This is a genomic window from Stappia sp. P2PMeth1 (assembly GCF_900185735.1).
Taxonomy (GTDB): domain Bacteria; phylum Pseudomonadota; class Alphaproteobacteria; order Rhizobiales; family Stappiaceae; genus Stappia.
The window spans coordinates 149,156-173,486 of the sequence record NZ_FYAW01000050.1; the positions used below are offsets into that span (position 1 = coordinate 149,156).

The window sequence follows — 24,331 nt, forward strand, 5'->3', positions numbered from 1 at the left end:
GGAGGAATCGGGCAACTTGCGGATGACACCTGTCGCCGATCCGCGAGGGCGGCGGCAAGGGGTCTTCCAAGAGGTAGGGCGGCATGAGACGCGGCGGCACGGCAAGGGGTGGCCAAGGAGCCGGCAGGCCTGTATTCAGGACCCAAAGGCGGCCGCGACGGGCCGCGAAAGGCACCACACGCATGAACCGATACGAGACCCCGCGCGTGCCGGGCGAGGCGCGCATCCGCTATCTGGACGCCGATTTCCAGATCCTGTCGCCGGGCACCTTCGTGCGCTGCGCCGTCACCGGCCAGACGCTCCCGCTCGATGAGCTGAAATACTGGAGCGTGTCGCGCCAGGAGGCCTATGCCGATGCGCAGGCTGCCCTGTCCCGCTATCAGGAATGCGGCAACACGCCCTGATCAAGGCGGGCGCCAAGAAACGCGACAAGGGCTTCGGGATCTTCGGGCCGCATCTCGACCTTGAGCACCTGCGCTTGCCTTGCCAGCCGGGCAAGCGCGGTGTCGCCTTCGCCCGTGCCGAACCGCATCCGGTCCTTTGCCGTGGTGGCGAGGGTCAGTCCTGACCGCGCGGCGCGGTCGAGCAGGTCCTGCGCCTCGCTGTCGGTGAAGGCGTGATGATCGCCGAAGAACCGCGCCTCGACAATCTCGGCCCCGGCACTGCGCAGGCTGTCCACGAACCGCTCCGGCCGGCCGATCCCGGCAAAGGCGAGCACCCGGGTCCCCGTCAGCCAATCCGCCTCGCGAGCAGCCAGACTTGCGCGAAAGACCGGCAGGCCGCGACGCCGGGCGGCGGCCTCGACCGGTTTTGCCGCCTCGCCGTCGCCGATCACCACCAGCGCATCGACATGGGCAAGCTGCCGCTCCACCGGCGCGCGCAAGGGGCCGGCCGGCAGGCAGAAGCCGTTGCCTATGCCGGATGCGGCATCGACCAGCGCCAGCGACACGGTCTTGGCCAGTGCCGGGTTCTGCAATCCGTCGTCCATCAGGATCACGCTGCCGAGCTGCTCGGCCAGCCTTGCACCGGCCGGCCGGTCGGCAGAGATCACCACCGGGCCGCTGGCAGCAAGCAGCAAGGGCTCGTCGCCGGCTTCCGCGGGGCCGTGGCGCACTGGGTCGAGCTGCACCGGCGGGCCGCCGGAAAGCTGTCCGCCATAGCCGCGGGTGAGGAAGACCGGACGCTCGCCGCGCGCCTTGAGCAGTTCGGCAAGGGCCAGGGCAAAGGGCGTCTTGCCGGTGCCGCCGACGGTGAAGTTGCCGACGCAGATCACCGGCACGGCGGCGGTGTAGGCAGGCTTGCGCCCCATGCGGATTGCTGTGATCGCGCCATAGATCCAGCCGAACGGGGCGAGCGCGACGGCGGCAGGGCCGGGCGGCCGCCACCAGAAGGACGGGGCTTCAAGTCCGCCGCTCACGGCGCCGGATCCCGTGCCGGTGGCAGCAGGGGGCGAAGCGCGGCAAGGCTTGCGTCGAGCGCGCCGCTTCCAGCCCGGCCGACATTGGCGGCGATGGCCGCCCGTTGGCTGGCAAGCCGCCTGTCGCCCAGCAGGGCGCGCACGGCGTCGGCCAGTTCGCGCGCATCCCGGACGATCTCCGCCCCCTTCGCCGTAAACAGCGGTGTGTAGATGTCGAGCAGGTTGAACACATGCGGGCCGGTGACGATAGCCGCGCCGAGGCGGGCGGCCTCCAGCGGGTTCTGCCCGCCCTCCGGCACCAGCGACTTGCCGATGAAGGCGACCGGCGCGATGCGATAGTAGAGGCCCATCTCGCCGATGGTGTCGCCGAGATAGATGTCGCAGTCCGGGTCCGGCAGCAGACCTTGCGAGCGCCGGGCGAGCCGCAGCCCCTGCGCCGCGAGGGTGTCTGCGATGGCGGCTCCCCGCTCCGGATGGCGCGGCACGATGACCGTGAGCAGGCCCGGCAGTTCGCCGCGCAGCGCCTCGTGAACCTCGGCGACCAGCGTTTCCTCGCCCTCATGGGTGCTGGCTGCGAGCCACACGGGCCGTCCGGCGAGCGCCTGCGTCAGCGCGTCCAGCGCCTGCGCGTCGACCGGCAGGTCGCCGCCGTCGAACTTCAGGTTGCCGCAGACCTCCACCCGGGGGGCGCCGAACTCGCTGAGCCGCTCCCCGTCCTCCGGCGTCTGGGCGAGGCAGAGCGGAATGCGCGAGAAGATGGCGCGGGCGAAGGGCCGCATCCGCCGCCAGCCCTTGGCCGAGCGCGGCGACATGGTGGCGCTGGCAATGGCGAGCGGAATGCCGCGCCGGGCCAGCGACGAGATGGTCGTCGGCCAGATTTCCGATTCCGCCGTGATGGCAAGATCGGGCCGCCAATGGTTGAGAAAGCGGCCGATGCCCGGCGGCGTGTCATAGGGCACGAACTGGTGGATGACGCCGGGATCCACCTCGGCGGCGGCGATCCGGGCGGAGGTGACGGTGCCGGTGGTCAGCAGCACGACGAGCCCGCGCTGGCGCAGGGCGCGCACCAGGGGGCGTGAGGCGTTCATCTCGCCGACGCTGGCCGCATGCAGCCAGACCAGCGGTCCGTCGGGGCGCGGCCGCGAGGCGCGGCCGAAGCGTTCGCCGCGCCGGCCGGCATCCTCCTTGCCGCGCCGCGCCCGGCGGGCGAAGAGCAGCGGCAGCAGCGGCGCCACCGCATGGCCGAAGCCGCGATAGAGCAGGAGCAGGATCTCCCCGATCAGTCGCGACGGCACTCCGGCGCGGGCGAGGCCGGCCGGCACAGCGGTCCTGTCCGGGCCGTCGGTCGTCATCTGGACTTTGCCAGGGCGTAGGCGCGGGCGGTGGTCTCGTTCATCGAGGCCTCCACCGCCTGGCGCGCCTCCTCCAGCGCGGCGTCGTCGGCATCCGGGGCGATGCGGATCATGTCGCCGGCTGCCACCACCATCCGGCTGAACGGCAGGTTGATCGTTGCCCGGTCCCAGCTCGACAGGTCGACATGGCGGCTGGTGGCGACCGCTATCGGGAGGATCGGCCGGCCGGAATGGCGGGCGAGTTGGACGATGCCGAGCCCGGCGACGCGCGACACCTTCGGCACATCCGCCGTCATCGCCACGCTGGCGCCTTCCTTCAGGCAGCGCATCGCCTCGATAAAACCGCGCAGGCCCCCGCGCTTGCTCACCTGGTGGGCGTGATGGGCACCGGACGCGCGGATCAGCCCAAGGCCGAGCTTGCGCGCGGCAATCGCGTTGATCTCGCCGTCGGCGGAGCGCGAGATCATCACCCGGACGTCATAACTCGGCGGGCGCGCGAAGGGCACGGCGAAATGCTGGCCGTGCCACATGGCGACGATGGCCGGCAGGTCGTCTTCGATCCGCTCGTAGAGGTCGGGCGGGTCGATCCTGAACGAGCTGGTCTTGCGCACGGCGAGCAGGTAGCCGGCCAGCGCGTTGCCGACCAGCCGCTGCAGCAGGGGGCTGCGTCCGGCGCGCTTCAGCATGATCCGCCCGGCCGTGCGGCCGGCCTCCGGGAAAGACGTCGTACCAAGGGTTTACTGGCCCTCGGTCTCGGGGTCGAGCAGGCGGTGCATATGGACGATGAAGTAGCGCATGTGGGCGTTGTCGACCGACTGCTGCGCCTTCTGCTTCCACACCACATAGGCCGCGGCATAGTTGGGGTAGATGCCGACGATGTCGAGCTTCTCGAGATCGCGGAAGGTCAGGCCGTCGACACGTTCGAGCTCGCCGCCGAAGACGAGATGGAGAAGCTGCTTGCCGGGTTCGGTGGTCGTCATGAACGTCACTCCGGGAACGGGGTTCGCAAGGATCTGGCCGGACTGTCCGGCCGGCATCACGGGTTCGTCAAGAGCTGCGCGAGGATCGGCCGGAGCGGCACGGCGAGGGCCGGCGGCCCTGCGACCAGCGCCGGGTGCCGGACGCTCGCCCGGTTGTAGGCAAGCGGCCGCCCCTCGAGATCCTCAAGCCGGCCGCCCGCTTCCTGCACCAAAAGGTCGGCCGCCGCAAGGTCCCAGTCGCAGGCATTTTCCCGGACCACGGCGGCGTCGATCAGGCCTTGCGCGACCAGCGCCAGGCGCAGGGCCAGCGAGGGAATGTAGCCGGCATGGGAAATGCCGGTGCGCATCATCGGCCCCTGGCCGGTGATCGACTTGGGACCGGCAACGCTGGCGCCCGACAGCACCGGCTGGCCGGAAACGGCAACCTCGCGCCCGTTGAGCCTTGCGCCCTGGCCGAGGGTCGCGGTGTAGAGGTCGTTGCCGACCGGCCGGTAGAGCGCCGCCGCGACGGGCCTGCCGTCCTCGACCACCGCGATCGCCACGGTCCACTCGCCGGAACCGGCGAGAAAACCGCGCGTCCCGTCGATCGGGTCGACGACGAAGCTGCGCCGGGCCGCCAGCCGCGAGCGGTCGTCCGCGGTCTCTTCCGACAGCCAGCCATAGTCGGGACGCGCCGCCTTCAACGCCTGGGCAAGGTGCCGGTCGACGGCAAGGTCGGCCTCGGAGACGGGAGAGTCGTTCTCCTTGGTCCAGCGACGCGGGTCCTTGCGGAAATAGGACAGGGCGATCTCGCCTCCCTCGCGGGCCGCGCGGGCGATCAGATCCATGTCGTCGAGATTGGCGGTCGTGTCACGCGCCGGCAATGGTGAGGCCCCTCAGCAGCAGGCTCGGCACCTGATAGACCGAGCGCGTGTCGAGGTCGCTGCCCGCCTCCAGCGAGGCGAACATCGGGATCAGGTTGCCGGCGATGGTGATCTCCGAGACCGGATAGGCAATGGCGCCGTCCTCGATCCAGAAGCCCGAGGCGCCGCGCGAGTAATCCCCGGTGACGCCATTGACGCCGTGGCCGATGAGGTCGGTGACCAGGAGGCCGGTGCCGATCTCGGCCAGCATCTCGGCTTGCGAGCGGGCGCCGGGCGACAGGGTGACATTGGTGGTCGACGGGCTGGTGCCGGCCCCGCCGCGTACCGCCCGGCCGTTGGGGGCAAGGCCGAGCTCACGCGCTGCCGGCGTGTCGAGCAGCCAGGTCTTGAGGATGCCGTCCTCCACCAGCACCAGCGGGGCGACGGGCCGGCCCTCGCCGTCGAACGGGCGGCTCGCCGGGCCGCGCGGCCGGGTCGGGTCGTCGGTGATGTCAATCCCCGCAGCGAAGATCCTCTCGCCCATCTTCTCCTTCAGGAAGCTGGTGCCCCGGGCGATCGCCGCGCCGTTGATGGCGCCGGCGAAATGCCCGAGCAGCGAGCGCGCCGCGCGCGGCTCATAGACGATGTCGGCGGTGCGGGTCGAGAGCTTGCGCGGGTTGAGCCGTGCCACCGCCCGCTCGCCGGCGCGCCGGCCAATCTCGCGCGGGTCGGCAAGATCGGACAGAAATCCTCGGCTGTCGAAGTCGTAGTCCCGCTCCATTCCCGTGCCCTCGCCGGCGACCGCCGTCGCCGAGACGCCGTGGCGCGAGACCAGATATCCCCCGCAGAAGCCTTCGCTGGTCGCCAGCACGATGCCGCTGAGGCGGAAGGAGGCGCTGGCCCCGCCCGAACGGCTGACGCCCTTGACGGCAAGGGCCGCGGCCTCCGCCTCGCGGGCGCGCTCGGCAAGCGCCTCGGCGCCCACCTCTACCCCGTCGAGCAGTTCGAGATCGGGAAACGCGCTGGCGAGTTCGCCCGCCGGCACGAGCCCTGCGAACGGGTCTTCCGGCGCGGCGCGGGCCATGGCGACGGCGCGTTCGGCAAGGGTCGCGCCCTCGCGGAAATCGTTGGAGGAGACGCTGGCGACCCGGTGGCCGCAGAACACGCGCAAGGTGACGTCGTCGGCCTCCGAGCGTTCGCTTTCCTCCAGCTTGCCCTCGCGCATCTCGACGGAAAGCGAGACGCCGGTGGCGGCGACGACATCGGCCGCGTCGGCGCCTGCCTTGAGGGCGGCCTCGACAAGCGCGCGGGCCTCGTCCATCAGCCGGGTCTGGTCAATCGGGTGCTGCATCTCGTGATCCTTGCGGGGGAGGCGGTCCGCTGAACGGTCGGTGGCGACCGTAGTGCCGGGGCCGCGCTTCGGCAAGCCGGTCGCGGCGGCGGTTCAGGTTTTGTTTGCCGTATTCGGTGACCAATCCCTAACCCTGGTTGCAATGGAAAATCGTTAACCGTGCTTGTTAAGCGGTTTGGGACGCCTGCCTGCTAGTGTGAACCCATCAGAGGCCAGACAAAAACAGTGGCCCGATGGAGAGCGAATTGAGCCGTCAAACAGCACATCAGGACGCCACTGCAACGGGATCGGGCCGCACCGCGCGGCTCGATCCCTCGCAGATGCCGCATCGCTTCGCGGCGCGCGGCACGGCCTGCGAGCCGACGCAACTCGACGTCTATATCGACCGCCAGCAGGTCATCGTCAAACGCCGGCTCGCCGGCCTGCCGCTGACCCTTGCCCAGCCGGTCGCCGTCTTCCTCGGCGTCTTCGCCGAGGTCACGCCCGGCGAGGCGCCGGGCTCGCTGAAGGCCCGCATCGGCCTGATGCACCGCGATCCGGCCATGTCCATCGAACTGGCCAGCGACGACCGTCTCGAAGGGCTCGCCGAAGACTGGTGCGCCTGGGGCGAGGCCCTCGGCCTGCCGCTGCTCCTGGTCGAGCCGGACGGCAGCGTCAGCCGCATCGACGGCCCCGGCCATTCGGGGCGCTCGCCGATGGCGCCGGCCCGCCGCCGCGTCGCCGCGCTGACCGCGCGCCGGCCGCGCTTCCTGCTGCGCCGCAAGCCGGGCAGCCGCTCGCAGGCCCCCGCCGTCCATCGCGGCGAGCGCGAGATGATCGCCCGCAACTGACTGAAAACAATCCGCTTTTACAGCAGTGCCTGGACCATCGCGTCCAGCACCAGGCCGGCGAACAGGATCCAGCCATAGGTCGTGTTGGAGCGGAACAGCTTCAGGCACTGGTCCGGGTCGTCGATGTCGAGCCGGACGATCTGCCAGACCAGATGGGCAAGGCCGATGGCAAGGCCGAGGAACGCGGCCGGCCCCGCATCCACCCCGGCCAGCGCCAGCGCGAACAGCAGCGTCGCCCCGCCGTAAAGGGCGGCGAGCGCCGGTTTTGTCCACGCCCCGAACAGGCGCGCGGTGGAGCGCACGCCGACCAGCGCGTCGTCCTCCTTGTCCTGATGCGCGTAGATCGTGTCGTAGCCGATCGTCCACAGGATGCCGCCGCAATAAAGCGCCACCGCCGGCCAGTCGAGACGGCCGAACGCGGCCGCCCAGCCCATCAGCGCGCCCCAGGAAAAGGCAAGGCCGAGAAAGAGCTGCGGCCAGTTGGTCACCCGTTTCATGAACGGATAGACGGCGACCACCGCCAGCGAGGCGATGCCGAGCAGGATGGCAAAGCCATTGAACTGCACCAGAACCGCAAGCCCGACCAGCGCCTGCAGCAGCAGGAAGGTCTTGGCCTGCATCCGCGTCACCTGGCCGGAGGGAAGCGGCCGCGAGCGGGTGCGCGCGACCTTGTCGTCGATGTCCTGGTCGACCAGGTCGTTATAGGTGCAGCCGGCGCCGCGCATGGCGATGGCGCCGATCAGGAACAGCGCCAGATGCCAGGGGTCGGGAAAGGCCCGGCCGCCGGCTATCCCCGCAAGCGCGGCCGACCACCAGCACGGCCACAGCAGCAGCCACCAGCCGATCGGCCGCTCCCAGCGCGCCAGTCTCGCATAGGGCCGCAGCCATTCCGGCGCCCGCGTGTCGACCCAATGTCCCCGTACGGCATCCGCCACCCGGCCCGCGATCGTGTCGTTTTGCATCGCCTCACCTGTCGGCTATCCAGCGCGACGTGATACCGCCTTTGCGGCGCCGTTGAAAGAGCGGGGCTTGTTTCGGGTGTCGGCGCAGGCTAGGAGGCGGCAAGTCCTCCATACATCGCGACGGGGTGAGCGACAGATGAATATCCTCCTGATCGGATCCGGCGGCCGCGAACACGCCCTTGCCTGGGCCATCGCCAACTCGCCGCTGACCGGCCGTCTCCATGTCGCCCCCGGCAATGCCGGCATCGCTGAGGAGGCGACCTGTGTCGCGCTCGACACGTCGGACCCCTCGGCCGTCATCGCCTATTGCCGCGACCACGAGATCGGCCTCGTCGTCGTCGGGCCGGAAGGACCGCTGGTCGCCGGCCTTGTCGACGAGCTGATGGACGCCGGCATCAAGACCTTCGGCCCGCGCAAGGCACCGGCGAGCCTGGAAGGCTCGAAGGGCTTCACCAAGGACCTTTGTACCCGCGCCGCGATCCCCACCGCCGCCTATGGCCGCTTCACCGATGCGGCCGCTGCCAAGGCCTATGTCGCCCGCGTCGGCGCCCCCATCGTCGTCAAGGCGGACGGGCTCGCCGCCGGCAAGGGCGTTGTCGTGGCGATGACCGAGGCCGAGGCGCTTGCCGCGATAGATGCCTGTTTCGACGGAGAATTCGGCGCTGCCGGCGCCGAGGTCGTGGTCGAGGAATTCCTGGAAGGCGAGGAGGCGAGCCTCTTCGTGCTGTCCGACGGCCGCAACGTGCTGCCGCTCGCCAGCGCCCAGGACCACAAGCGCGTGGGCGAGGGCGACACCGGGCCGAACACCGGCGGCATGGGCGCCTATTCCCCCGCGCCGGTGATGACGCAGGAACTCACCGCGCGCGCCATGCGCGAGATCGTCGAGCCGACCGTGGCGACGCTTGCCAGCGAGGGAACGCCGTTTGTCGGCGTGCTCTATGCCGGGTTGATGATCACCAAGGACGGCCCGAAGCTGATCGAATACAACGTCCGTTTCGGCGATCCGGAGTGCCAGGTGCTGCTGATGCGGCTCAAGGACGACATCGTCACCCTGATGCTCGCCTGCATCGACGGGACGCTCGACACGGTCGGCGCGCGCTGGCGCGACGAGGTGGCGCTGACCGTGGTGCTGGCCGCGAACGGCTATCCCGGCATCTACGACAAGGGCACGGTTATCCACGGTCTGGAGGGTCTCGAAGGCGACCCTGCGCTCAAGGTCTTCCATGCCGGAACGCGGCGCGACGACGACGGCCGGCTGCTCGCCAATGGCGGGCGCGTGCTCAACGTCACGGCGCTCGGCCGCACCGTCGCGGAAGCCCGCGAGCGCGCCTATGCCGCCATCGAACGCATTGATTGGCCTGAAGGTTTTTGCCGCCGCGACATCGGCTGGCGGGCGGTCGCGCGCGAGGACGGCACGGCCTGAGGGCGGTTTTCGGCGGTCGCAGAATTTCGAGACGAATTTTGCGAAATTCCGTCTCGAAATCCGCAAATTTTGAGAATCGTGTCTCGAAATCGCCGATTGCGCCGGACGGCCGCAGGCGCTTCAATCGCGCCCGAGCAGGTTCCGCGAGGAGGGCCTGTCGACCGGATGGCGCGGGAGGCTTCGATGCAGGGCGGCGACGATCTCTTTCCAGGCTTCGCGACGGGGATATCCCGCGGCGAGGGCGTGGACATCTTCTATCGCATCGGTGGCGGCGAGGGTCCCCCGCTGCTGCTGCTGCACGGTTATCCCCAGACCCACGCGATGTGGCACACTGTTGCCGGCGATCTTGCGCGCCATTTCACCGTCGTCGTCGCGGATCTGCGCGGCTATGGCCGCTCCAGCGCGCCGGAGGGCGATGCGGACCATCACCTTTACTCCAAGCGCGCGATGGCGGCCGACATGGTCGCGGTCATGGCCGGGCTCGGCCACGACAGCTTCATGGTCGCCGGCCACGACCGCGGCGGGCGCGTCGGCTACCGGATGGCGCTCGATCACCCGGAGAAGGTGCGGCGGCTCGCCGTGCTCGACATCCTGCCGACCTACGACTACTGGCAGAACATGGACTGGCGCTACGGCATGGCCATCTATCACTGGCTGTTCCTGGCCCAGCCGAAGCCGCTGCCCGAACGGCTGATCAGTGGTGCCCCCGACTTCTATCTCGACCACACGCTGGCGAGTTGGACGGCGCGCAAGGACCTGTCGGCCTTCGATCCCAGGGCGCTCGCCGACTACCGGGCCTCCTTCGCCCAGCCGGCCCGCCAGCATGCGGCTTGCGAAGACTACCGGGCCGGCGCGACCATCGACATGGCGCTCGACAGTGCCGACCGCGAGGCGGGCCGCAAGATCGCCTGCCCGCTGCTGACGCTCTATGGCAATGGGGGCCTCGCGCAAAAGACCGCGACCCCGGTCGAGACCTGGTCGCGCTGGGCGAACGACGTGCGCGGGCACGGCGTCGATGCCGGCCACTTCCTGCCTGAGGAGGCCCCGGCGGCCACGCTTGCCGCGCTGCTGCCGTTCCTTTTGGAAGAGGCGTGATCGCGTTCTTTTGACGAGGTGGCGCCCGAAAGATGCCACGACCGCCGCGGCTCGCCGATCCCGGCTCGGCGCTGGCGCGCCGTCCGGGAAGACGCCGGAGGGGGAGGAGCGGGGCTGGGGTGGCTGCGAGAGGGTCTTCCGTCACATGCCGGCCGGGGTTGCCAATGGTTCCCGGTTCTGCGCTGCGCTGGACCGGGATGACGTCTGAGAGGGAGGCAGCGCCTTGCATCCTCTCTGTCGTCATGCTGCACGCAAGCCCCTCCTTCGTCATCCCGCACGCAGCGCAGCGGAGATGCGGGATCGGAGAGCCGGGGGCGTATGAGGTGCGCTCTTAAAAAAATGCCACGACCGTCGTGGCTCGCCGATCCCGGCTCGGCGCTCGTGCGCCGTCCGGGAAGACGCCGGAGAGGGTGGAGCCAGGTGCCAGAGCAGCGCCGCGCCCCCGCCTCAGACGGCGGTGCCGCCGATGGTCATCTTGTTGATGCGCAGGGTCGGCTGACCGACGCCGACCGGCACGCCCTGGCCCTGCTTGCCGCAGGTGCCGATGCCGGGATCGAGCGCAAGGTCGTTGCCGATGGCCTCGACCCGCGTCAGCGCGTCCGGCCCGTTGCCGATCAGCATGGCGCCCTTGATCGGCGCGCCGATGCGCCCGTTCTCGATGCGGTAGGCCTCGGTGCAGGAGAAGACGAACTTGCCGCTGGTGATGTCGACCTGGCCGCCGCCGAAGGAGACGGCAAAGATGCCGTCCTTGACGCCTTCCAGGATCTCGGCCGGGTCGCGGTCGCCGGCCAGCATCACCGTGTTGGTCATCCGCGGCATCGGAATATGGGCGAAGGACTGGCGCCGGCCGTTGCCGGTCGGGGCGACGCCCATCAGCCGGGCGTTCTGCCGGTCCTGCATGTAGCCGGTGAGAATGCCGTCCTCAATCAGCACGGTGCGCCCGCTCGGCGTGCCCTCGTCATCGACGGTGAGCGAGCCGCGCCGCCCGCCGATGGTGCCGTCGTCGACGATGGTGACGCCCTTGGAGGCGACGCGCTGGCCCATCAGGCCGGCAAAGGCGGAGGTCTTCTTGCGGTTGAAGTCGCCCTCCAGCCCGTGGCCGACCGCCTCGTGCAGCAGGATGCCGGGCCAGCCGGGGCCCAGCACCACGTCGAAGCTGCCGGCCGGAGCGGGCACGGCTTCGAGATTGACCAGCGCCTGGCGCAGCGCCTCGTCGACGGCATGCTTCCAGCTCTCCTCGGTCAGGAAGGCCTCGACCATGTCGCGCCCGCCGAAGCCGTGCGAGCCGCTTTCCTGCCGGCTGCCGTCGCCGGCGACCACCGAGACGCCGAAGCGCACCAGGGGGCGCACGTCGCGCACCCTATGCCCGTCGGCGCGCAGGATCTCCACCACCTGCCAGGAACTGGCGAGCGAGACGCTGACCTGCCGCACCCTGGGATCGCGCGCCCGGGCAAAGGCATCGATCCGCTGCAGCAGCGCGACCTTGTCGGCGAAGACCGGCGAGGCGATCGGGTTGCCGTCGCCGTAGAGCTTGGCGTTGGTGCGGGGCGGGGCCTCCGCATAGGTGCCCGAATGGCCGGAGGCGACGGCCGAGACCGCATCGGCGGCGCGCTCCAGCGCGGCGACCGAGATCTCGCCGGAATGAGCGTAGCCGGCCGCCTCGCCGGCCACGGCGCGCAGGCCGAAGCCGCGGCTGGTGTCGTAATTGGCGCTCCTGAGCCGGCCATTGTCGAAGACGAGGCTCTCCGACTGCCGGTATTCGAGAAAGAGCTCGCCGTCGTCGGCGCCCTTGAGAGCGCGGGCGAGCACGCTGCGCGCCTGCTCCTCGCTCAGGCCGGCACCGGCAATCAGGTCGGTCGTCGCATCGCTCATCGGTCGTATCCCGCGAAAGAGAGTGTGTGAGGAGAAACTAGGGGTTCGGGCGGCGCTTGCACAGTCCCGGCGGCGTGTGGCAGCGCGCCGGCCGCCGGTCACGCCGGTCGCCGCAAGCGCCCTTCCTGTGATGTTCAGCACGTGCGCGCGCCGGAACAGGGCCTATCTGTTTCCATGCAGGCAGATGAAAACCTCTGCCGGAAAATGGAAAGAGATAGAAAGGAAATAACATGAAGAAAATGACCATGGCGATGACGCTCGCGCTGGCGATGGGTATTGCCGCGCCCATGGTTTCGACGCAGGCGATGGCCGGCAATGCCGGAAAGTCGCTCGGCGATTGCTACAATCACGTGATCTCGGCCTGCAACAAGAAGAAGAACACCGACGCCGCCCATGCCTGCGCCAATTCCGGCATGAATGCCTGCGACAAGCAGCATCGCGCCTCGATGAGCCAGATTCCGGGCGCGACCCTGCAGGCGATGCGCAGCGCGACCCTGCGCCAGGTGGCGCCGACGCGGACGATCACGACGCGCTGAGGGCGCGCCGGACCGAAAGAGCGGCCGACCGGGACGCCGGCGGCCGCTTTTCGATGTCTGTTGGCCGATATGTATACGGCCGATGTCAGCTCTGGCGGGGCGCGCGCCCGCTCACGGCAGGGCGGCGAAGCCTTCCGAGAAGCCGGTCAGCGAGATCGGGATGCCGATGCCTTCCTCCGGCGTCTGGAAGATGACGAAAGTGGCGGCACTGCCGGTCTGCATCTTCTCGATCAGGTCGTCCTGCATCACCACCTCGACGATGCAGCCGTTCGGCAGGCAGCGCACGAAGCCGGCGCGCCCGACATCGGCATCGTCGACGCGCAGGCCGAGGCCCATCGGCAGCAGCACGCCGAGCGGCGCCAGCACCCGCAAAAGGCGCGACTGCTTGTCGGCGGTCTTCAGCACGATGACGGAGAGGCCGACATTCTCGCGGTCGTCGGCGGTGACGTTCTGGATCAGCGCGCATTGCTCTTCCTGCGCGCCGGCCGGCGTGTCGCAGCGCATCTGCCAGTCGCCATGCACGGAGCGGACCGCGCCCTGGGCATGGGCGAGCGGGGCGGCCACGACATTGGCCAGAACGGTGGCCAGAAGGGCGAGAACGGCCGCGAGGCGGAACGTGATCGGCTTGGACAAGACAGGCACGGGCGAGACTCCGTAGGTTCGCAGCGGTACAATTCCCTGACCGGTTTCCCGGTTGTTCGGTTTCCCGGTCTTTCGGTTCCCGGTCTTCGCGTGATCCGGTCTTCGCGTGATCCGGGCGGCGCCTGTCCCGCGGGACGCTGGCAGCGGCCACGATCAGGGCTCGGCGATCCTCGCCTGATTCGCGCAAAACAGCGCACGAACCGCTTTGTCGGCCCTGGAAAGGTCGATTTCAAGGCGAAACCGCCCGGCAGTCCCCGCTTTCGCGAAAGTCGTCAGTCGAAGCGGCCCGAACGGCACCGCCGGAAGGGTGGCGAGGAATTGGCCGGAATTTGGGCATTCACGAAACTACTGGATTGCGCAACGCGCCAGCTTATGGTTTTTCAGGCCGACTTTGACATCGATCAAACCGGGGTCAATTCGCCCTTGCGGCGTTTTGACGCCCCTTCCGGCCACGCCGACATGCGATAGGCTAGCGGCGGCAGGCGCCGGAGAGGATGCCCCGGAAAGAGGATGGACCCGGAAACGGATCAGCAGGCCGGCCCGCGAGGCAGGCCTGCCGGGACCGGATCGGCGGGACCGGAGTGACGGGACCGACAGGACGGGGCGCCGGGGCACGGCGCGGCGTCGTTTGAGACAGGACATGGATTCCGCTAAGGCGAAGTCGGCCGGCGGGATCAGGAAGGGAGCACGGACGTGACAGGACTGGTCAAGCGTCTGACGAAGATTGCGGCGGCGGCGCTCGCCCCGCTCGCCTTTGCCGGTGCGGCGTCGGCCGCCCAGCCGACACCCTGGCAGATGGGCTTCCAGCCCGCCGCCACGGAGGTGATGGAGGACATCACCTGGTTCAGCGATTTCACGCTGGTGATCATCACGATCATCACCCTCTTCGTGCTGGCCCTGCTGGTGTGGTGCATCCTGCGCTTCAACTCCAAGGCCAACCCGACGCCGTCGCGGACCTCCCACAACACCCTGATCGAGGTGGTGTGGACGCTGGTCCCGATCCTGGTGCTGGTGATGATCGCCATTCCCTCGTTCCGCCTGCTCTACAAGCAGATCGAGATTCCCGAATACGACATGACCATCAAGGTGACCGGCTACCAGTGGTACTGGGGCTACGAATACACCGACGAGGGCATGGAGAACGTCGTCTTCGAATCGATCATGCTGCGCGAGGACGCCGAGCGCGCCGAGCGCGCCGCCGAGTTCGGCCGGCCGATCGAGGAGTATCCGCGCCTGCTCGCCGTCGACAACGAGGTGATCGTGCCGGTCGGCAAGACCGTCCGCCTGCAGATCACCGCCGCCGACGTGATGCATTCCTTCGCCATGCCGGCCTTCGGCGTGAAGATGGACGCGATCCCCGGCCGCCTGAACGAGACCTGGTTCAACGCCAAGCAGACCGGCATCTTCTACGGCCAGTGCTCCGAGCTTTGCGGCAAGGACCACGCCTTCATGCCGATCGCCATCCGGGTGGTCGAGGAGGCGCAGTACGAGGCCTGGGCGGAAGCCGCCAAGGAGAACGTCGAGGAGGCGACCCGCCAGTTGATGGCGACGCTGGAAAAGCCGGCCGGCACCGCCGCCGCTCCGGTCTCCGGTTCGCTGGCCGTCGCCGCGCGCTGATCATGCAAGGCGTGCGAGGGCTTCTCCCCGCACGCCGCCGGATTCGGATCGGATCGGGATTGCGCCGGGCTTGTCCCCGGTCGCCCGGGCCGAGGTAAAATTCTCTAACGAGGGAGCTGGAAGATGGCCACTGCGGCGCATGCCCACGGCGATCAGGACCGTCCTACGGGATGGACGCGCTGGGTCTATTCGACCAACCACAAGGATATCGGTGTCCTCTATCTGATCTTCGCGATCATGGCGGGCATCATCGGCGGCGCGCTCAGCGTCGGCATCCGCCTGGAGCTGCAAGAGCCGGGCATGCAGTATTTCACCGATCCGCACACGTTCAACGTGTTCACCACCGCGCATGGCCTGATCATGATCTTCTTCATGGTGATGCCGGCGCTGATCGGCGGCTTTGCCAACTATTTCGTGCCGATCATGATCGGGGCGCCGGACATGGCGTTCCCGCGGATGAACAACATCTCGTTCTGGCTGCTGCCGCCGGCTTTCCTGCTGCTGCTGCTGTCGCTGTTCGTCGAAGGCCCTCCGGGCGCCTATGGCGTGGGCGGCGGCTGGACGATCTATCCGCCGCTGTCGACCTCCGGCCAGCCCGGACCGGCGATGGACCTGGCGATCCTGGCGCTGCACGTGGCCGGCGCCTCGTCGATCCTCGGCGCGATCAACTTCATCACCACCATCTTCAACATGCGCGCCCCGGGCATGACGCTGCACAAGATGCCGCTGTTCGCCTGGTCGGTGCTGGTGACCGCCTTCCTGCTGGTGCTGTCGCTGCCGGTCCTGGCCGGCGCCATCACCATGCTGCTGACGGACCGCAACTTCGGCACGACCTTCTTCGACCCGGCCGGCGGCGGTGACCCGATCCTGTTCCAGCACCTGTTCTGGTTCTTCGGCCATCCGGAGGTGTACATCCTGATCCTGCCGGCCTTCGGCATCGTCAGCCACATCATCTCCACCTTCGCCCGCAAGCCGATCTTCGGCTATCTCGGCATGGCCTATGCCATGGTCGCGATCGGCGTCGTCGGCTTCATCGTGTGGGCGCACCACATGTACACCGTCGGCCTCGACGTCGACACGCAGGCCTATTTCGTCGCGGCGACCATGGTCATCGCGGTGCCGACCGGCGTGAAGATCTTCTCGTGGATCGCCACCATGTGGCAGGGCTCGATCTCCTTCCGCACGCCGATGCTGTGGGCGGTGGGCTTCATCTTCCTGTTCACCGTCGGCGGCGTGACCGGCGTGCAGCTCGCCAATGCCGGTCTCGACCGGGCGATGCACGACACCTATTACGTGGTCGCGCATTTCCACTACGTGCTGTCGCTGGGGGCCGTGTTCGGCATCTTCGGAGCCTGGTACTACTGGTTCCCCAAGATGTTCGGCTACATGTACAACGAGACCATCGGCAAGGCCCATTTCTGGATCACCTTCATCGGCGTGAACCTCGTGTTCTTCCCGCAGCACTTCCTGGGCATGGCCGGCATGCCGCGCCGCTATGTCGACTATCCGGACGCGATGGCCGGCTGGAACGCGGTGTCGTCCTACGGCTCCTACATCTCGGCCTTCGCCGTTCTGGTGTTCCTCTACGGCATCTTCGAGGCCTTCGCCAAGAAGCGCCAGGCCGCCGACAACCCGTGGGGCGAGGGCGCGACGACGCTGGAATGGACCCTGTCCTCGCCGCCGCCGTACCACCAGTTCGAGACGCTGCCGCGCATCCGCTGATCGCGCCAGCTCGAGCAAGACAGGCCGCGCCGGACAGTCCGGCGCGGCCGCCCGAACAGACGCCCAGGCAGACAGGCCGAACGGGCGCGCCAAACAGTCGCTTGAGAGACCGCTCCGCGAGGGCGGGACGCACGAGACAGAACCGGGAAGACACATGTCGCTCGCAGATTACCAGGACCGCAGGCTCGAGACCGCCGCCCATGGCGGACAGGGCGATGTCGGCGACTACCTGGCGCTGCTGAAGCCGCGGGTGATGTCGCTCGTCATCTTCACCGCGCTGGTCGGGCTCTTGATCGCCCCCGGCGGCATCCATCCGGTGCTCGGCGCCGTCGCGATCCTGTGCATCGCCGTCGGGGCCGGCGCCTCGGGCGCGCTGAACATGTGGTACGACGCCGATATCGACGCGATCATGTCGCGCACCGCCCGCCGCCCGATCCCGGCCGGCCGCGTCACCCGCGAGGAGGCGCTGGCCTTCGGCCTGACGCTCGCCGCCTTCTCGGTGCTGGTGCTCGGCCTTGCCGTCAACTGGCTGGCCGCCGGCCTCTTGGCCTTCACCATCTTCTTCTATGCCGTCGTCTACACGATGTGGCTGAAGCGCTCGACGCCGCAGAACATCGTCATCGGCGGCGCCGCCGGCGCCTTCCCCCCGATGATCGGCTGGGCCGCCGTCACCGGCACCGTGTCGGTGGAAAGCATCGTCCTGTTCCTGATCATCTTCATGTGGACGCCGCCGCATTTCTGGGCGCTGTCGCTGTTCAAGCGCGGCGACTACGAGGCCGCCCGCGTGCCGATGCTGCCCGTCGTCGCCGGCGAGGATGCGACGCGTACGCAGATCCTGATCTATTCCGTGCTGCTGGCGCCGATCGGCGTCGCCCCGGCGCTGCTGGGCTTTGCTTCGCTCGCCTATGGCGTTGCCGCCGCCGCCCTCGGGATCGCCTTCGTCTGGTATGCGGTCCGCGTCCATGCCAGGCGCGAGGGCGATGCCGCGCGCAAGGCGGCGGTGCGGCTGTTCGCCTTCTCGCTGGTCTACCTGTTCCTGATCTTCGCGCTGCTGCTCGCCGACAGCCTGGCCGCGCGGCTCGTCGCGGGAGGCTGGCTGTGAGCGAGGACGGCATCCGCCCGACGGAAGAGCAGAAGCGGCGCCAGCGCAAGCGCTCGATCGCCATCGGCCTGACCATCGCCGGGCTGATCCTGCTGTTCTACGTGATCACGCTGGTCAAGATGGGACCGGCCGTGCTCAATCGTCCCTTGTGACGGATCCAGGAGAGGAAAGGACGCCCGCATGACGCGAGAGACCGACATCTCCGGCACCGATACCGCCGGTATCGAGACGTCCGACGCCGCGCGGGCGCGCGCGGCCAATCTTGCGGCGGGGGATCTCGCCCGCAAGAACCGGCGGATCGCGGTGGCGGTGCTCGGCGCCGTGGCGATGATGACCGGCGCCTCCTATGCCGCCGTGCCCCTGTATGAGCTGTTCTGCCAGGTCACCGGCTATGGCGGCACCACCCAGCGCGCCGACGCGCCGACCGGCACGATCATCGACCGCACGATCACCGTGCGCTTCGACGGCAACGTCAATTCGGCCCTGCCCTGGTCGTTCGGCCCGCAGCAGCGCTCGATCACCCTGCGCATGGGCGAGAGCCGGCAGACCGCCTATGTGGCGACCAACCGCTCCGCCGCGCCGACCGTCGGCACCTCGGTGTTCAACGTGACGCCGTTCGAGGCCGGCATCTATTTCAACAAGCTGGAATGCTTCTGCTTCACCGAGCAGCCGCTCGCCGCCGGCGAGTCCGTCGAGATGCCGGTGGTGTTCTTCGTCGATCCGGCGATGGACGACGACAAGAGCCTGAAGCATGTCAGGGAGATCACGCTCTCCTACACCTTCTACCCTGCAAAGGGACCTGAAACGCCGGTGGCAGCGGCCCCTGCCGTGACGCCGGATCCAAGCAACCGCATGTGAGTGCGCAGGCCCGCCCGACGGCGGCATGACTATAATCGGGGGAGTGTACCCATGGCGCATGCCAAGAACCACGACTACCACATCGTCGATCCGAGCCCCTGGCCGTTCCTCGGCGGCGTCGGCGCCTTCATCATGGCGCTCGGCGCGGTCGGCCTGTTCCGCTACACCCAGGGCAACGATTTCCTGCTGTTCGGCATGGACCTTTCCGGCTGGGGCATCTTCGCCGTCGGCACGCTGATCGTGCTCTATGTGATGTTCGGCTGGTGGCGCGACACCATCCGCGAATCGCTGGCCGGCGACCACACCCCGGTGGTGCAGCTTCACCTGCGCTACGGCATGCTGCTGTTCATCGCCTCGGAGGTGATGTTCTTCGTCGCCTGGTTCTGGGCCTTCTTCGACGCCTCGCTGTTCACCGGCGAAGCGGCGCAGTACGCCCGTGTCGAGGCGACCGGCGGCGTCTGGCCGCCCGTGGGCATCGAGACCTTCGATCCCTGGCACCTGCCGCTGCTCAACACGTTGATCCTGCTGACCTCCGGCACCACGGTGACCTGGGCGCACCACGCCCTGCTGCACAACGACCGCGAGGGGCTGAAGTGGGGCCTGACGCTGACGGTGCTGCTCGGCGTGCTGTTCTCGATCGTCCAGGCCTATGAGTACAGCCATGCGGCCTTCGGCTTCTCCGGCTCGATCTATGGCGCGACCTTCTACATGGCGACCGGCTTCCACGGCTTCCATGTCATCGTCGGCACCATCTTCCTGGTGGTCTGCCTGATCCGCGCCTCGATCGGCCAGTTCACCCCGCAGAAGCATTTCGGCTTCGAGGCGGCGGCCTGGTACTGGCACTTCGTCGACGTGGTCTGGCTGTTCCTGTTCGTCTCGATCTATGTCTGGGCGGCCGGTCCGGGCCACTGACGGAAGGCTGACGTCATGCGCCTCCGCATCATCGCGGCGGCCCTGATCCTGTCCGCGGCGGCTGGCGTCGCCGCGGACGCCGCTTTCGCCGGCGCGCCGGCCGCGCCGGCACCAGTCGAGAGGGTTTCGGCCGAGAGGGTTTCGGCCGAGACAGGTCCGGTCGAGAATGTTTCGGTCGAGACGGTCCTCGTCGAAAAGGCCGAGCGCCGCCTGCACCTGGTCGATGCGGCCGGTACGGTGCTGAAGAGCTACACGATCGCGCTCGGCCGCGACCCGATCGGTCCCAAGCAGCGCGAGGGCGACGGGCGCACGCCGGAAGGGCGCTACACCATCGACTGGCGCAACCCGAACAGCGCCTATCACCTGTCGCTGCACATCTCCTATCCGGACGCGGCCGATCGCCGGCGGGCCGCCGAGCGCGGCGAGGACCCGGGCGGGATGATCATGATCCACGGCCTGCGCAACGGGCTCGGCTGGCTCGGCGCGCTGCATCACTATGCCGACTGGACCGACGGCTGCATTGCCGTCACCAACGAGGAAATCGAGGAGATCTGGCGTCTCGTCCCCAACGGCACGCCGATCGAGATCCGTCCCTGACCCCATTCCGGGGCCGGGAAAACTGCGCCGGGAGCGCGATGCAGATGAGTGAGCCGACTGTCGACCGCGCGCATTATCCGCCGCAGGATCCGCTGCGCACCGGCCTTGCCGGGCGCTGCCCGCGCTGCGGCCAGGGCCGCCTGTTCAAGGGCTACCTGGCGACGCGGCCGGCCTGCTCCAATTGCGGGCTCGACTTCGACTTCGCCGACAGCGGCGACGGGCCGGCGGTGTTCATCATCATGATCGTCGGCTTCATCGTCGTCGGCCTGGCGCTGGCGGTCGAGGTGTCGATGCGCCCGCCGATCTGGCTGCACATGATGCTGTGGCTGCCGCTGACCCTCATTCTCGGCCTCGGGATGCTGCGCCCGCTCAAGGGGCTGATGATCGCCCAGCAGTACAAGCACAGCGCGCGGGAGGGCGAGGTTGACGAGTAACGCCGCCCGCCGGCCCGCACGCCGCCGCCTGCTGCTGCCGGGCCTCGTCGCCTTCATCGTGTTCTGCGCGCTGATGGCGCTCGGCACCTGGCAGGTGATGCGGCTGCAATGGAAGCTCGCCCTGATCGAGCGGGTCGAGGAGCGCCTCGGCCTTGCTCCGGTCGATCTGCCCGGTCCGCAGGCGTGGGCCGGGCTCGACGAGGACGCCTGGGACTACCGGCCCGTGCGGCTTTCCGGCCGCTTCCTCGACGGCGAGGTCTATTACTATCTGGCGCTCACCGAACCGCGCGGCCCCCTCGGCGGGCCGGGCTATCTGGTCTATGCGCCGTTCCGCACCGATGCGGGCCCCGTGGTGATGGTCAATCGCGGCTTCGTGCCGGAGGCCCGCCGCCTGCCCGAGAGCCGGCCGGGCAGCGAGCCGCCGGGAGGAGAGGCGGAGATCACCGGCCTGTGGCGGCGCGACGAGCGCGGCAACATGTTCACCCTGGACGCCGATCCGAAGACGCGGGTCTGGTTCGTACGCGAGGCGCCGAAGATGGCCGCTTCGCTCGGCATCGACGATGCGCCGCTCGCCCCCTTCAGCGTCGACCTCAGGGCCGAGGCGACGCCCGAGGGCGGCTTGCCGCAGGCGGGCGAGACGATCGTCTCCTTCCGCAACAACCACCTGCAATACGCGGTCACCTGGTACGGGCTCGGCCTCGTGCTGATCGGCGTGTTCATCGCCTTCGCCCGCAGCGAGACGCGCCGCCCGCCGGAGGCGTAGGGGCGGTGTGACGGCTGTGGGGATGCGAGGCCGTGCCAGTCCCGCCGGCTGTCGTACCGGACGAGGCCGCAAGGCCGAAGATCCGGGATCCAATGGCAACCCCGGCAGGTGTGAGGCGCGAGCGCGTTGCCACTCCACCGCTGTCATACCTGCGAAGGCAGGTATCCAGTATCCGCCGGGGCGAATGATGGCGCAAAGGCGTCTGCCGGGCATCGCGAAGGCCGCTTGCCGCAGCGCCGAAGCTCGGGCTGAGCCCTTCCGGGTTACTGGTTCCCGGTCTTCGGCTTTGCCGAAACCGGGATGACATCCTGGGCTTGCAGTTCATGTCGGAGGATCGTTTCCGCCGGCCTTACTCGCCAGCCCCGGCCGGAGCGCGAAAGGCTCCGGCCGAGGACGCAGGATCAGAGCGCGGCGAGGATGCCGGCGGCGCCCGAGATCTCGGCCTTGCCCGGCATGTCCTCGATGTTGAGGGCCGTGACCTTGCCGTCCTTGACGATCATCGCATAGCGCTTGGAGCGGATGCCGAGGCCGGCGCCCGTGGCGTCGAGCTCCAGGCCGATCGCCTTGGCGAAGTCGGCGCTGCCGTCGGCGAGGAAGGTGATCTTGTCCGCGGCGCCGGTGGCCTTGGCCCAGGCGCTCATCACGAAGACGTCGTTGACCGAGACGACGGCGATCTCGTCGACGCCCTTCGACAGGATCGTGTCGGCCTGCTCGACGAAGCCGGGCAGGTGGTTGTTGTGGCAGGTCGGCGTGAAGGCGCCGGGAACGGCGAAGAGCACCACGGTGCGGCCGCCGAAGAGCTCGGCGCTGCTGCGCTCCGCCGGGCCGTCGGCGGTCATGATCTTGAACTTGGTCTCGGGCAGCGTGTCGCCAACCTGGATCGTCATGGTCTGAAATCTCCCGGAAAATGTGCAAGGAAGCGTCCCGGCGCGGCAGGACGCCGCACCGTGTCCGCCTGAGACATAGGGTGTTCGCGCGCGTCCGTCGAGCGGGGAACCGGGTTTTCAGTTGCCCGCCGGCGGCAGGTCGATGCGGTGCTCCACCGCGCTTGCCCCCTCCACCAGCGTCAGCGCCAGCGGGCGGGTGCCGTCGCCATTGGCGGCAAGGCCGGTCGCCGGCAGGGCGAAGCGCGCAAACCGGCCGTTGCGCTCCAGCAGGGTCGGCACGCCGTTGTAGGAGCCGTCCGCCCCTTCGGCGAACAGATCGACCGGCGCGTCGGGCGAGGCGAGCTCGGCGGTGATGACGAAGGTCTCCTGGGGGGTCTTGCCCTCGGCCGGGGCGAGCTGCCGGTGCTCGATGCCGGCAATGCGCGGCGGCGCCTCGTCCTGCGGCCGCGGCAGGGCGGCCCTTGCGGCGGAAATCGCAAGGCGGGCGGCAAAATCCGGCCCGCCTTCGGCCAGCGGCAGTTCGAGGCTCGCCTCGCCGGGCACGCAGATCTCCCGGCAGATGCCGAAGCTGACATGCGCCCGCAGCACCGGGGCGGCCTCGCCGGCCGCCGGCGCAAGGTCGATCGGCAGGACGATGCGGTCGTGATAGACGAGCGAGGTGGCGTAAGGGTCGGAATAGCGCGCCGGCGGAGGAAAGCGCAGCCGCGCGAGGGCAAGGCCGGACGAGGCGCCGAAATCCGCCGAGGTCGGAATGCCGGCCTCGCCGGGAAACCGCCAATAGGTGTGCCAGCCCTCGTCCAGGCGGATCTCCAGCGCCGCGTCGCCGAACGGCGAGGCCGCGTCGACGGGGCCGGTGGAGACGAGACGGACCTCGGCCGCCCCGGCCTTTACCCACGGGCTCTCGCCGGCCTCGGCGCGGACGGCAAAGGCGCCCTGGGCAAGCAGCAAGGCCAGCGCCAGACGGAGGGCGCGCGCGCGGCAGGGCGCGCTGAGGCTGGCGCTGAGGCTCTTGAAAGGATTGGCGAAAACTGTCCTGCGCTGCGCGACCATCGCTGCGACCTGCTCCAACTGCCCGGCCTTATACGGCACCCGTCCGGCGCCGCCCGTCCGGCTTGCGCGGAGCGGCAGTCTTGGCGCAAATCGCCTCGCGGGTCCACTGGCGCGGCACCACATCTGCGTGATCGGGGGGACGGCGGCAGTTAACATGGGGCGGAGCAGGGCGTAAGATGGAGCGGTGCCCGCAGCGCGGCGCCGGCCCCTCCCAGGCCGGCCTTGCGCGCGGGCGCGGGACCGCCCTTGCTGCCACACGGACCCTGAGGGCGGAACCTGAGGGCGAGACCGGAACGACGCACTGGACCGACAGACTGAAACGACAGACTGGAACGACGCACTGGAACAACAGGCAGGAACGACGGCATGAGAAGCGATGACCTCGGTCGCACCTCCCTTGCGGGGCAGTTGCTGATCGCGATGCCGCGGATGGCGGACGAGCGGTTCGCGCATTCCGTGATCTATCTGTGCGCCCATTCGGCGGAAGGGGCGATGGGCATCATCGTCAACCAGCGGGCGCCGAGCCTCAGCTTTCCCGAACTGCTGCGCCAGCTCGACATCATCCCCGACGATCAGAACATCCGCCTGCCGGCGCCGGCGAACCGCATGCAGGTGCATCGCGGCGGGCCGGTGGAGACCGGGCGCGGCTTCGTGCTGCATTCGGGCGACTTCGTCATCGCCAACTCGACCATGGCCGTGCAGGACGGCATCTGCCTGACGGCGACGCTCGACATCCTGCGCGCCATCGCCGAGGGGCGCGGACCCAGGCAGGCGATGCTGGCGCTCGGCTATGCCGGCTGGGGCGCCGGCCAGTTGGAGGCGGAAATCCAGGAAAACGGCTGGATCACCGGCCCGGCCGACGAGGCCATCGTCTTCGACGCAGCGCTCGACAGCAAGTGGGACCGGGCGCTCGCCAAGATCGGCATCGCGCCTGGCATGCTGTCCAGCGAAGCCGGCCACGCCTGAGCGCAGCTTTCTGCGCTTCCGGTGCTCACGTAGCTGTAGGTACGCTGCGCCCCGGTTCTCGCAAGCCACGCTATCCGGCGCGCCGGGAGCGGGTTTGCCTGGGGCGCGCGCCGGTGCCCGG

26 protein-coding genes are annotated in these 24,331 nt (G+C 69.0%); 15 read left to right on the forward strand and 11 right to left on the reverse strand.

Annotation, left to right across the window (positions count from 1 at the left end; all coding sequences use genetic code 11):
• The first annotated feature begins 182 nt into the window (after positions 1 to 182).
• Positions 183 to 404, forward strand: a complete 222-nt coding sequence (locus P2PM1_RS23370) for a DUF2093 domain-containing protein (protein WP_186386983.1) — start codon at positions 183 to 185, stop codon at positions 402 to 404.
• Here P2PM1_RS23370 and lpxK read toward each other — a convergent pair.
• Genes lpxK through P2PM1_RS23400 form a run of 6 tightly spaced genes read right to left on the reverse strand, consistent with a single transcriptional unit; the run spans position 380 to position 5,942 of the window.
• Positions 380 to 1,417: a tetraacyldisaccharide 4'-kinase gene (lpxK, locus tag P2PM1_RS23375; RefSeq protein WP_186400735.1), complete on the reverse strand. Its 1,038-nt coding sequence runs from the start codon at positions 1,415 to 1,417 to the stop codon at positions 380 to 382. The two genes, P2PM1_RS23370 and lpxK, sit on opposite strands and share 25 nt — an antisense overlap.
• The gene (locus tag P2PM1_RS23380; RefSeq protein WP_186400736.1) at positions 1,414 to 2,769 is read right to left on the reverse strand and encodes a 3-deoxy-D-manno-octulosonic acid transferase; all 1,356 of its coding nucleotides are present in this window, start codon (positions 2,767 to 2,769) and stop codon (positions 1,414 to 1,416) included. Before P2PM1_RS23380 ends, lpxK begins: the two co-directional genes overlap by 4 nt.
• Positions 2,766 to 3,455: a lysophospholipid acyltransferase family protein gene (locus P2PM1_RS23385; RefSeq protein ID WP_186400737.1), complete on the reverse strand. Its 690-nt coding sequence runs from the start codon at positions 3,453 to 3,455 to the stop codon at positions 2,766 to 2,768. Before P2PM1_RS23385 ends, P2PM1_RS23380 begins: the two co-directional genes overlap by 4 nt.
• A gap of 51 nt (positions 3,456 to 3,506) precedes the next feature.
• Positions 3,507 to 3,749 carry a DUF4170 domain-containing protein gene (locus P2PM1_RS23390; protein ID WP_186386979.1) on the reverse strand — a complete coding sequence of 81 codons (243 nt, stop codon included), beginning with the start codon at positions 3,747 to 3,749 and terminating at the stop codon, positions 3,507 to 3,509.
• A gap of 56 nt (positions 3,750 to 3,805) precedes the next feature.
• On the reverse strand, positions 3,806 to 4,612 hold the full coding sequence (locus P2PM1_RS23395; RefSeq protein WP_244301611.1) for a 3'(2'),5'-bisphosphate nucleotidase CysQ: 807 nt from the start codon (positions 4,610 to 4,612) through the stop codon (positions 3,806 to 3,808).
• Positions 4,599 to 5,942, reverse strand: coding sequence for a TldD/PmbA family protein (locus tag P2PM1_RS23400; protein WP_186400738.1), 1,344 nt, complete (start codon positions 5,940 to 5,942; stop codon positions 4,599 to 4,601). The genes P2PM1_RS23395 and P2PM1_RS23400 overlap by 14 nt, the downstream gene beginning before the upstream one ends.
• Before the next feature lie 245 nt (positions 5,943 to 6,187).
• On the opposite strand from P2PM1_RS23400, the gene P2PM1_RS23405 reads away from it, so the two are divergent.
• The gene (locus P2PM1_RS23405) at positions 6,188 to 6,772 is read left to right on the forward strand and encodes a DUF6101 family protein (protein ID WP_208985398.1); all 585 of its coding nucleotides are present in this window, start codon (positions 6,188 to 6,190) and stop codon (positions 6,770 to 6,772) included.
• 17 nt (positions 6,773 to 6,789) lie between these two features.
• Here the strand turns inward: P2PM1_RS23405 and ubiA are convergent, their stop codons facing one another.
• Complete coding sequence (gene ubiA, locus P2PM1_RS23410) at positions 6,790 to 7,734, reverse strand: 4-hydroxybenzoate octaprenyltransferase (protein ID WP_186400739.1); 945 nt, start codon at positions 7,732 to 7,734, stop codon at positions 6,790 to 6,792.
• A gap of 136 nt (positions 7,735 to 7,870) precedes the next feature.
• On the opposite strand from ubiA, the gene purD reads away from it, so the two are divergent.
• Both purD and P2PM1_RS23420 read left to right on the forward strand, forming a co-directional pair.
• Positions 7,871 to 9,157 carry a phosphoribosylamine--glycine ligase gene (gene purD / locus P2PM1_RS23415; RefSeq protein WP_186400740.1) on the forward strand — a complete coding sequence of 429 codons (1,287 nt, stop codon included), beginning with the start codon at positions 7,871 to 7,873 and terminating at the stop codon, positions 9,155 to 9,157.
• A 183-nt stretch (positions 9,158 to 9,340) separates the two neighbouring features.
• A complete protein-coding gene (locus P2PM1_RS23420) occupies positions 9,341 to 10,252 on the forward strand; it encodes an alpha/beta hydrolase (RefSeq protein WP_186400741.1) in 912 nt (303 codons plus the stop codon).
• Positions 10,253 to 10,699: 447 nt separating this feature from the next.
• Here the strand turns inward: P2PM1_RS23420 and tldD are convergent, their stop codons facing one another.
• Positions 10,700 to 12,124: a metalloprotease TldD gene (tldD, locus tag P2PM1_RS23425; protein WP_186400742.1), complete on the reverse strand. Its 1,425-nt coding sequence runs from the start codon at positions 12,122 to 12,124 to the stop codon at positions 10,700 to 10,702.
• Positions 12,125 to 12,354: 230 nt separating this feature from the next.
• On the opposite strand from tldD, the gene P2PM1_RS23430 reads away from it, so the two are divergent.
• The gene (locus P2PM1_RS23430) at positions 12,355 to 12,660 is read left to right on the forward strand and encodes a hypothetical protein (protein WP_186400743.1); all 306 of its coding nucleotides are present in this window, start codon (positions 12,355 to 12,357) and stop codon (positions 12,658 to 12,660) included.
• Positions 12,661 to 12,771: 111 nt separating this feature from the next.
• On the opposite strand, the gene P2PM1_RS23435 is transcribed toward P2PM1_RS23430, so the two are convergent.
• A complete protein-coding gene (locus P2PM1_RS23435; RefSeq protein WP_371637042.1) occupies positions 12,772 to 13,302 on the reverse strand; it encodes an invasion associated locus B family protein in 531 nt (176 codons plus the stop codon).
• Positions 13,303 to 13,995: 693 nt separating this feature from the next.
• On the opposite strand from P2PM1_RS23435, the gene coxB reads away from it, so the two are divergent.
• The 9 genes from coxB (at position 13,996) to P2PM1_RS23480 (ending at position 21,307) form a co-directional block, all read left to right on the forward strand.
• Positions 13,996 to 14,919, forward strand: coding sequence for a cytochrome c oxidase subunit II (gene coxB / locus P2PM1_RS23440; protein ID WP_371515072.1), 924 nt, complete (start codon positions 13,996 to 13,998; stop codon positions 14,917 to 14,919).
• A gap of 123 nt (positions 14,920 to 15,042) precedes the next feature.
• Positions 15,043 to 16,641 (forward strand): cytochrome c oxidase subunit I, encoded by a 1,599-nt coding sequence (ctaD, locus tag P2PM1_RS23445; protein WP_186400744.1) that lies wholly within the window; start codon positions 15,043 to 15,045, stop codon positions 16,639 to 16,641.
• Positions 16,642 to 16,795: 154 nt separating this feature from the next.
• Complete coding sequence (locus tag P2PM1_RS23450; RefSeq protein ID WP_186400745.1) at positions 16,796 to 17,743, forward strand: heme o synthase; 948 nt, start codon at positions 16,796 to 16,798, stop codon at positions 17,741 to 17,743.
• Positions 17,740 to 17,895 carry a hypothetical protein gene (locus P2PM1_RS23455; protein WP_186400785.1) on the forward strand — a complete coding sequence of 52 codons (156 nt, stop codon included), beginning with the start codon at positions 17,740 to 17,742 and terminating at the stop codon, positions 17,893 to 17,895. The genes P2PM1_RS23450 and P2PM1_RS23455 overlap by 4 nt, the downstream gene beginning before the upstream one ends.
• 28 nt (positions 17,896 to 17,923) lie before the next feature.
• Positions 17,924 to 18,601 carry a cytochrome c oxidase assembly protein gene (locus tag P2PM1_RS23460; protein ID WP_186400746.1) on the forward strand — a complete coding sequence of 226 codons (678 nt, stop codon included), beginning with the start codon at positions 17,924 to 17,926 and terminating at the stop codon, positions 18,599 to 18,601.
• A 51-nt stretch (positions 18,602 to 18,652) separates the two neighbouring features.
• Positions 18,653 to 19,513 (forward strand): cytochrome c oxidase subunit 3, encoded by an 861-nt coding sequence (locus P2PM1_RS23465; protein WP_186400747.1) that lies wholly within the window; start codon positions 18,653 to 18,655, stop codon positions 19,511 to 19,513.
• 15 nt (positions 19,514 to 19,528) lie between these two features.
• A complete protein-coding gene (locus tag P2PM1_RS23470; protein WP_186400748.1) occupies positions 19,529 to 20,110 on the forward strand; it encodes a murein L,D-transpeptidase family protein in 582 nt (193 codons plus the stop codon).
• 44 nt (positions 20,111 to 20,154) lie between these two features.
• Positions 20,155 to 20,544: a DUF983 domain-containing protein gene (locus P2PM1_RS23475; protein ID WP_186400749.1), complete on the forward strand. Its 390-nt coding sequence runs from the start codon at positions 20,155 to 20,157 to the stop codon at positions 20,542 to 20,544.
• Positions 20,534 to 21,307, forward strand: coding sequence for an SURF1 family protein (locus P2PM1_RS23480; RefSeq protein ID WP_208985399.1), 774 nt, complete (start codon positions 20,534 to 20,536; stop codon positions 21,305 to 21,307). The genes P2PM1_RS23475 and P2PM1_RS23480 overlap by 11 nt, the downstream gene beginning before the upstream one ends.
• 401 nt (positions 21,308 to 21,708) lie before the next feature.
• On the opposite strand, the gene P2PM1_RS23485 is transcribed toward P2PM1_RS23480, so the two are convergent.
• Positions 21,709 to 22,194 carry a peroxiredoxin gene (locus tag P2PM1_RS23485; protein ID WP_186400750.1) on the reverse strand — a complete coding sequence of 162 codons (486 nt, stop codon included), beginning with the start codon at positions 22,192 to 22,194 and terminating at the stop codon, positions 21,709 to 21,711.
• Positions 22,195 to 22,311: 117 nt separating this feature from the next.
• Positions 22,312 to 23,262, reverse strand: coding sequence for a protein-disulfide reductase DsbD domain-containing protein (locus tag P2PM1_RS23490; protein WP_186400751.1), 951 nt, complete (start codon positions 23,260 to 23,262; stop codon positions 22,312 to 22,314).
• A 348-nt stretch (positions 23,263 to 23,610) separates the two neighbouring features.
• Here P2PM1_RS23490 and P2PM1_RS23495 point away from each other — a divergent pair, with 348 nt between their 5' ends.
• Positions 23,611 to 24,210: a YqgE/AlgH family protein gene (locus P2PM1_RS23495; RefSeq protein WP_186386964.1), complete on the forward strand. Its 600-nt coding sequence runs from the start codon at positions 23,611 to 23,613 to the stop codon at positions 24,208 to 24,210.
• Positions 24,211 to 24,331: the final 121 nt, after the last annotated feature.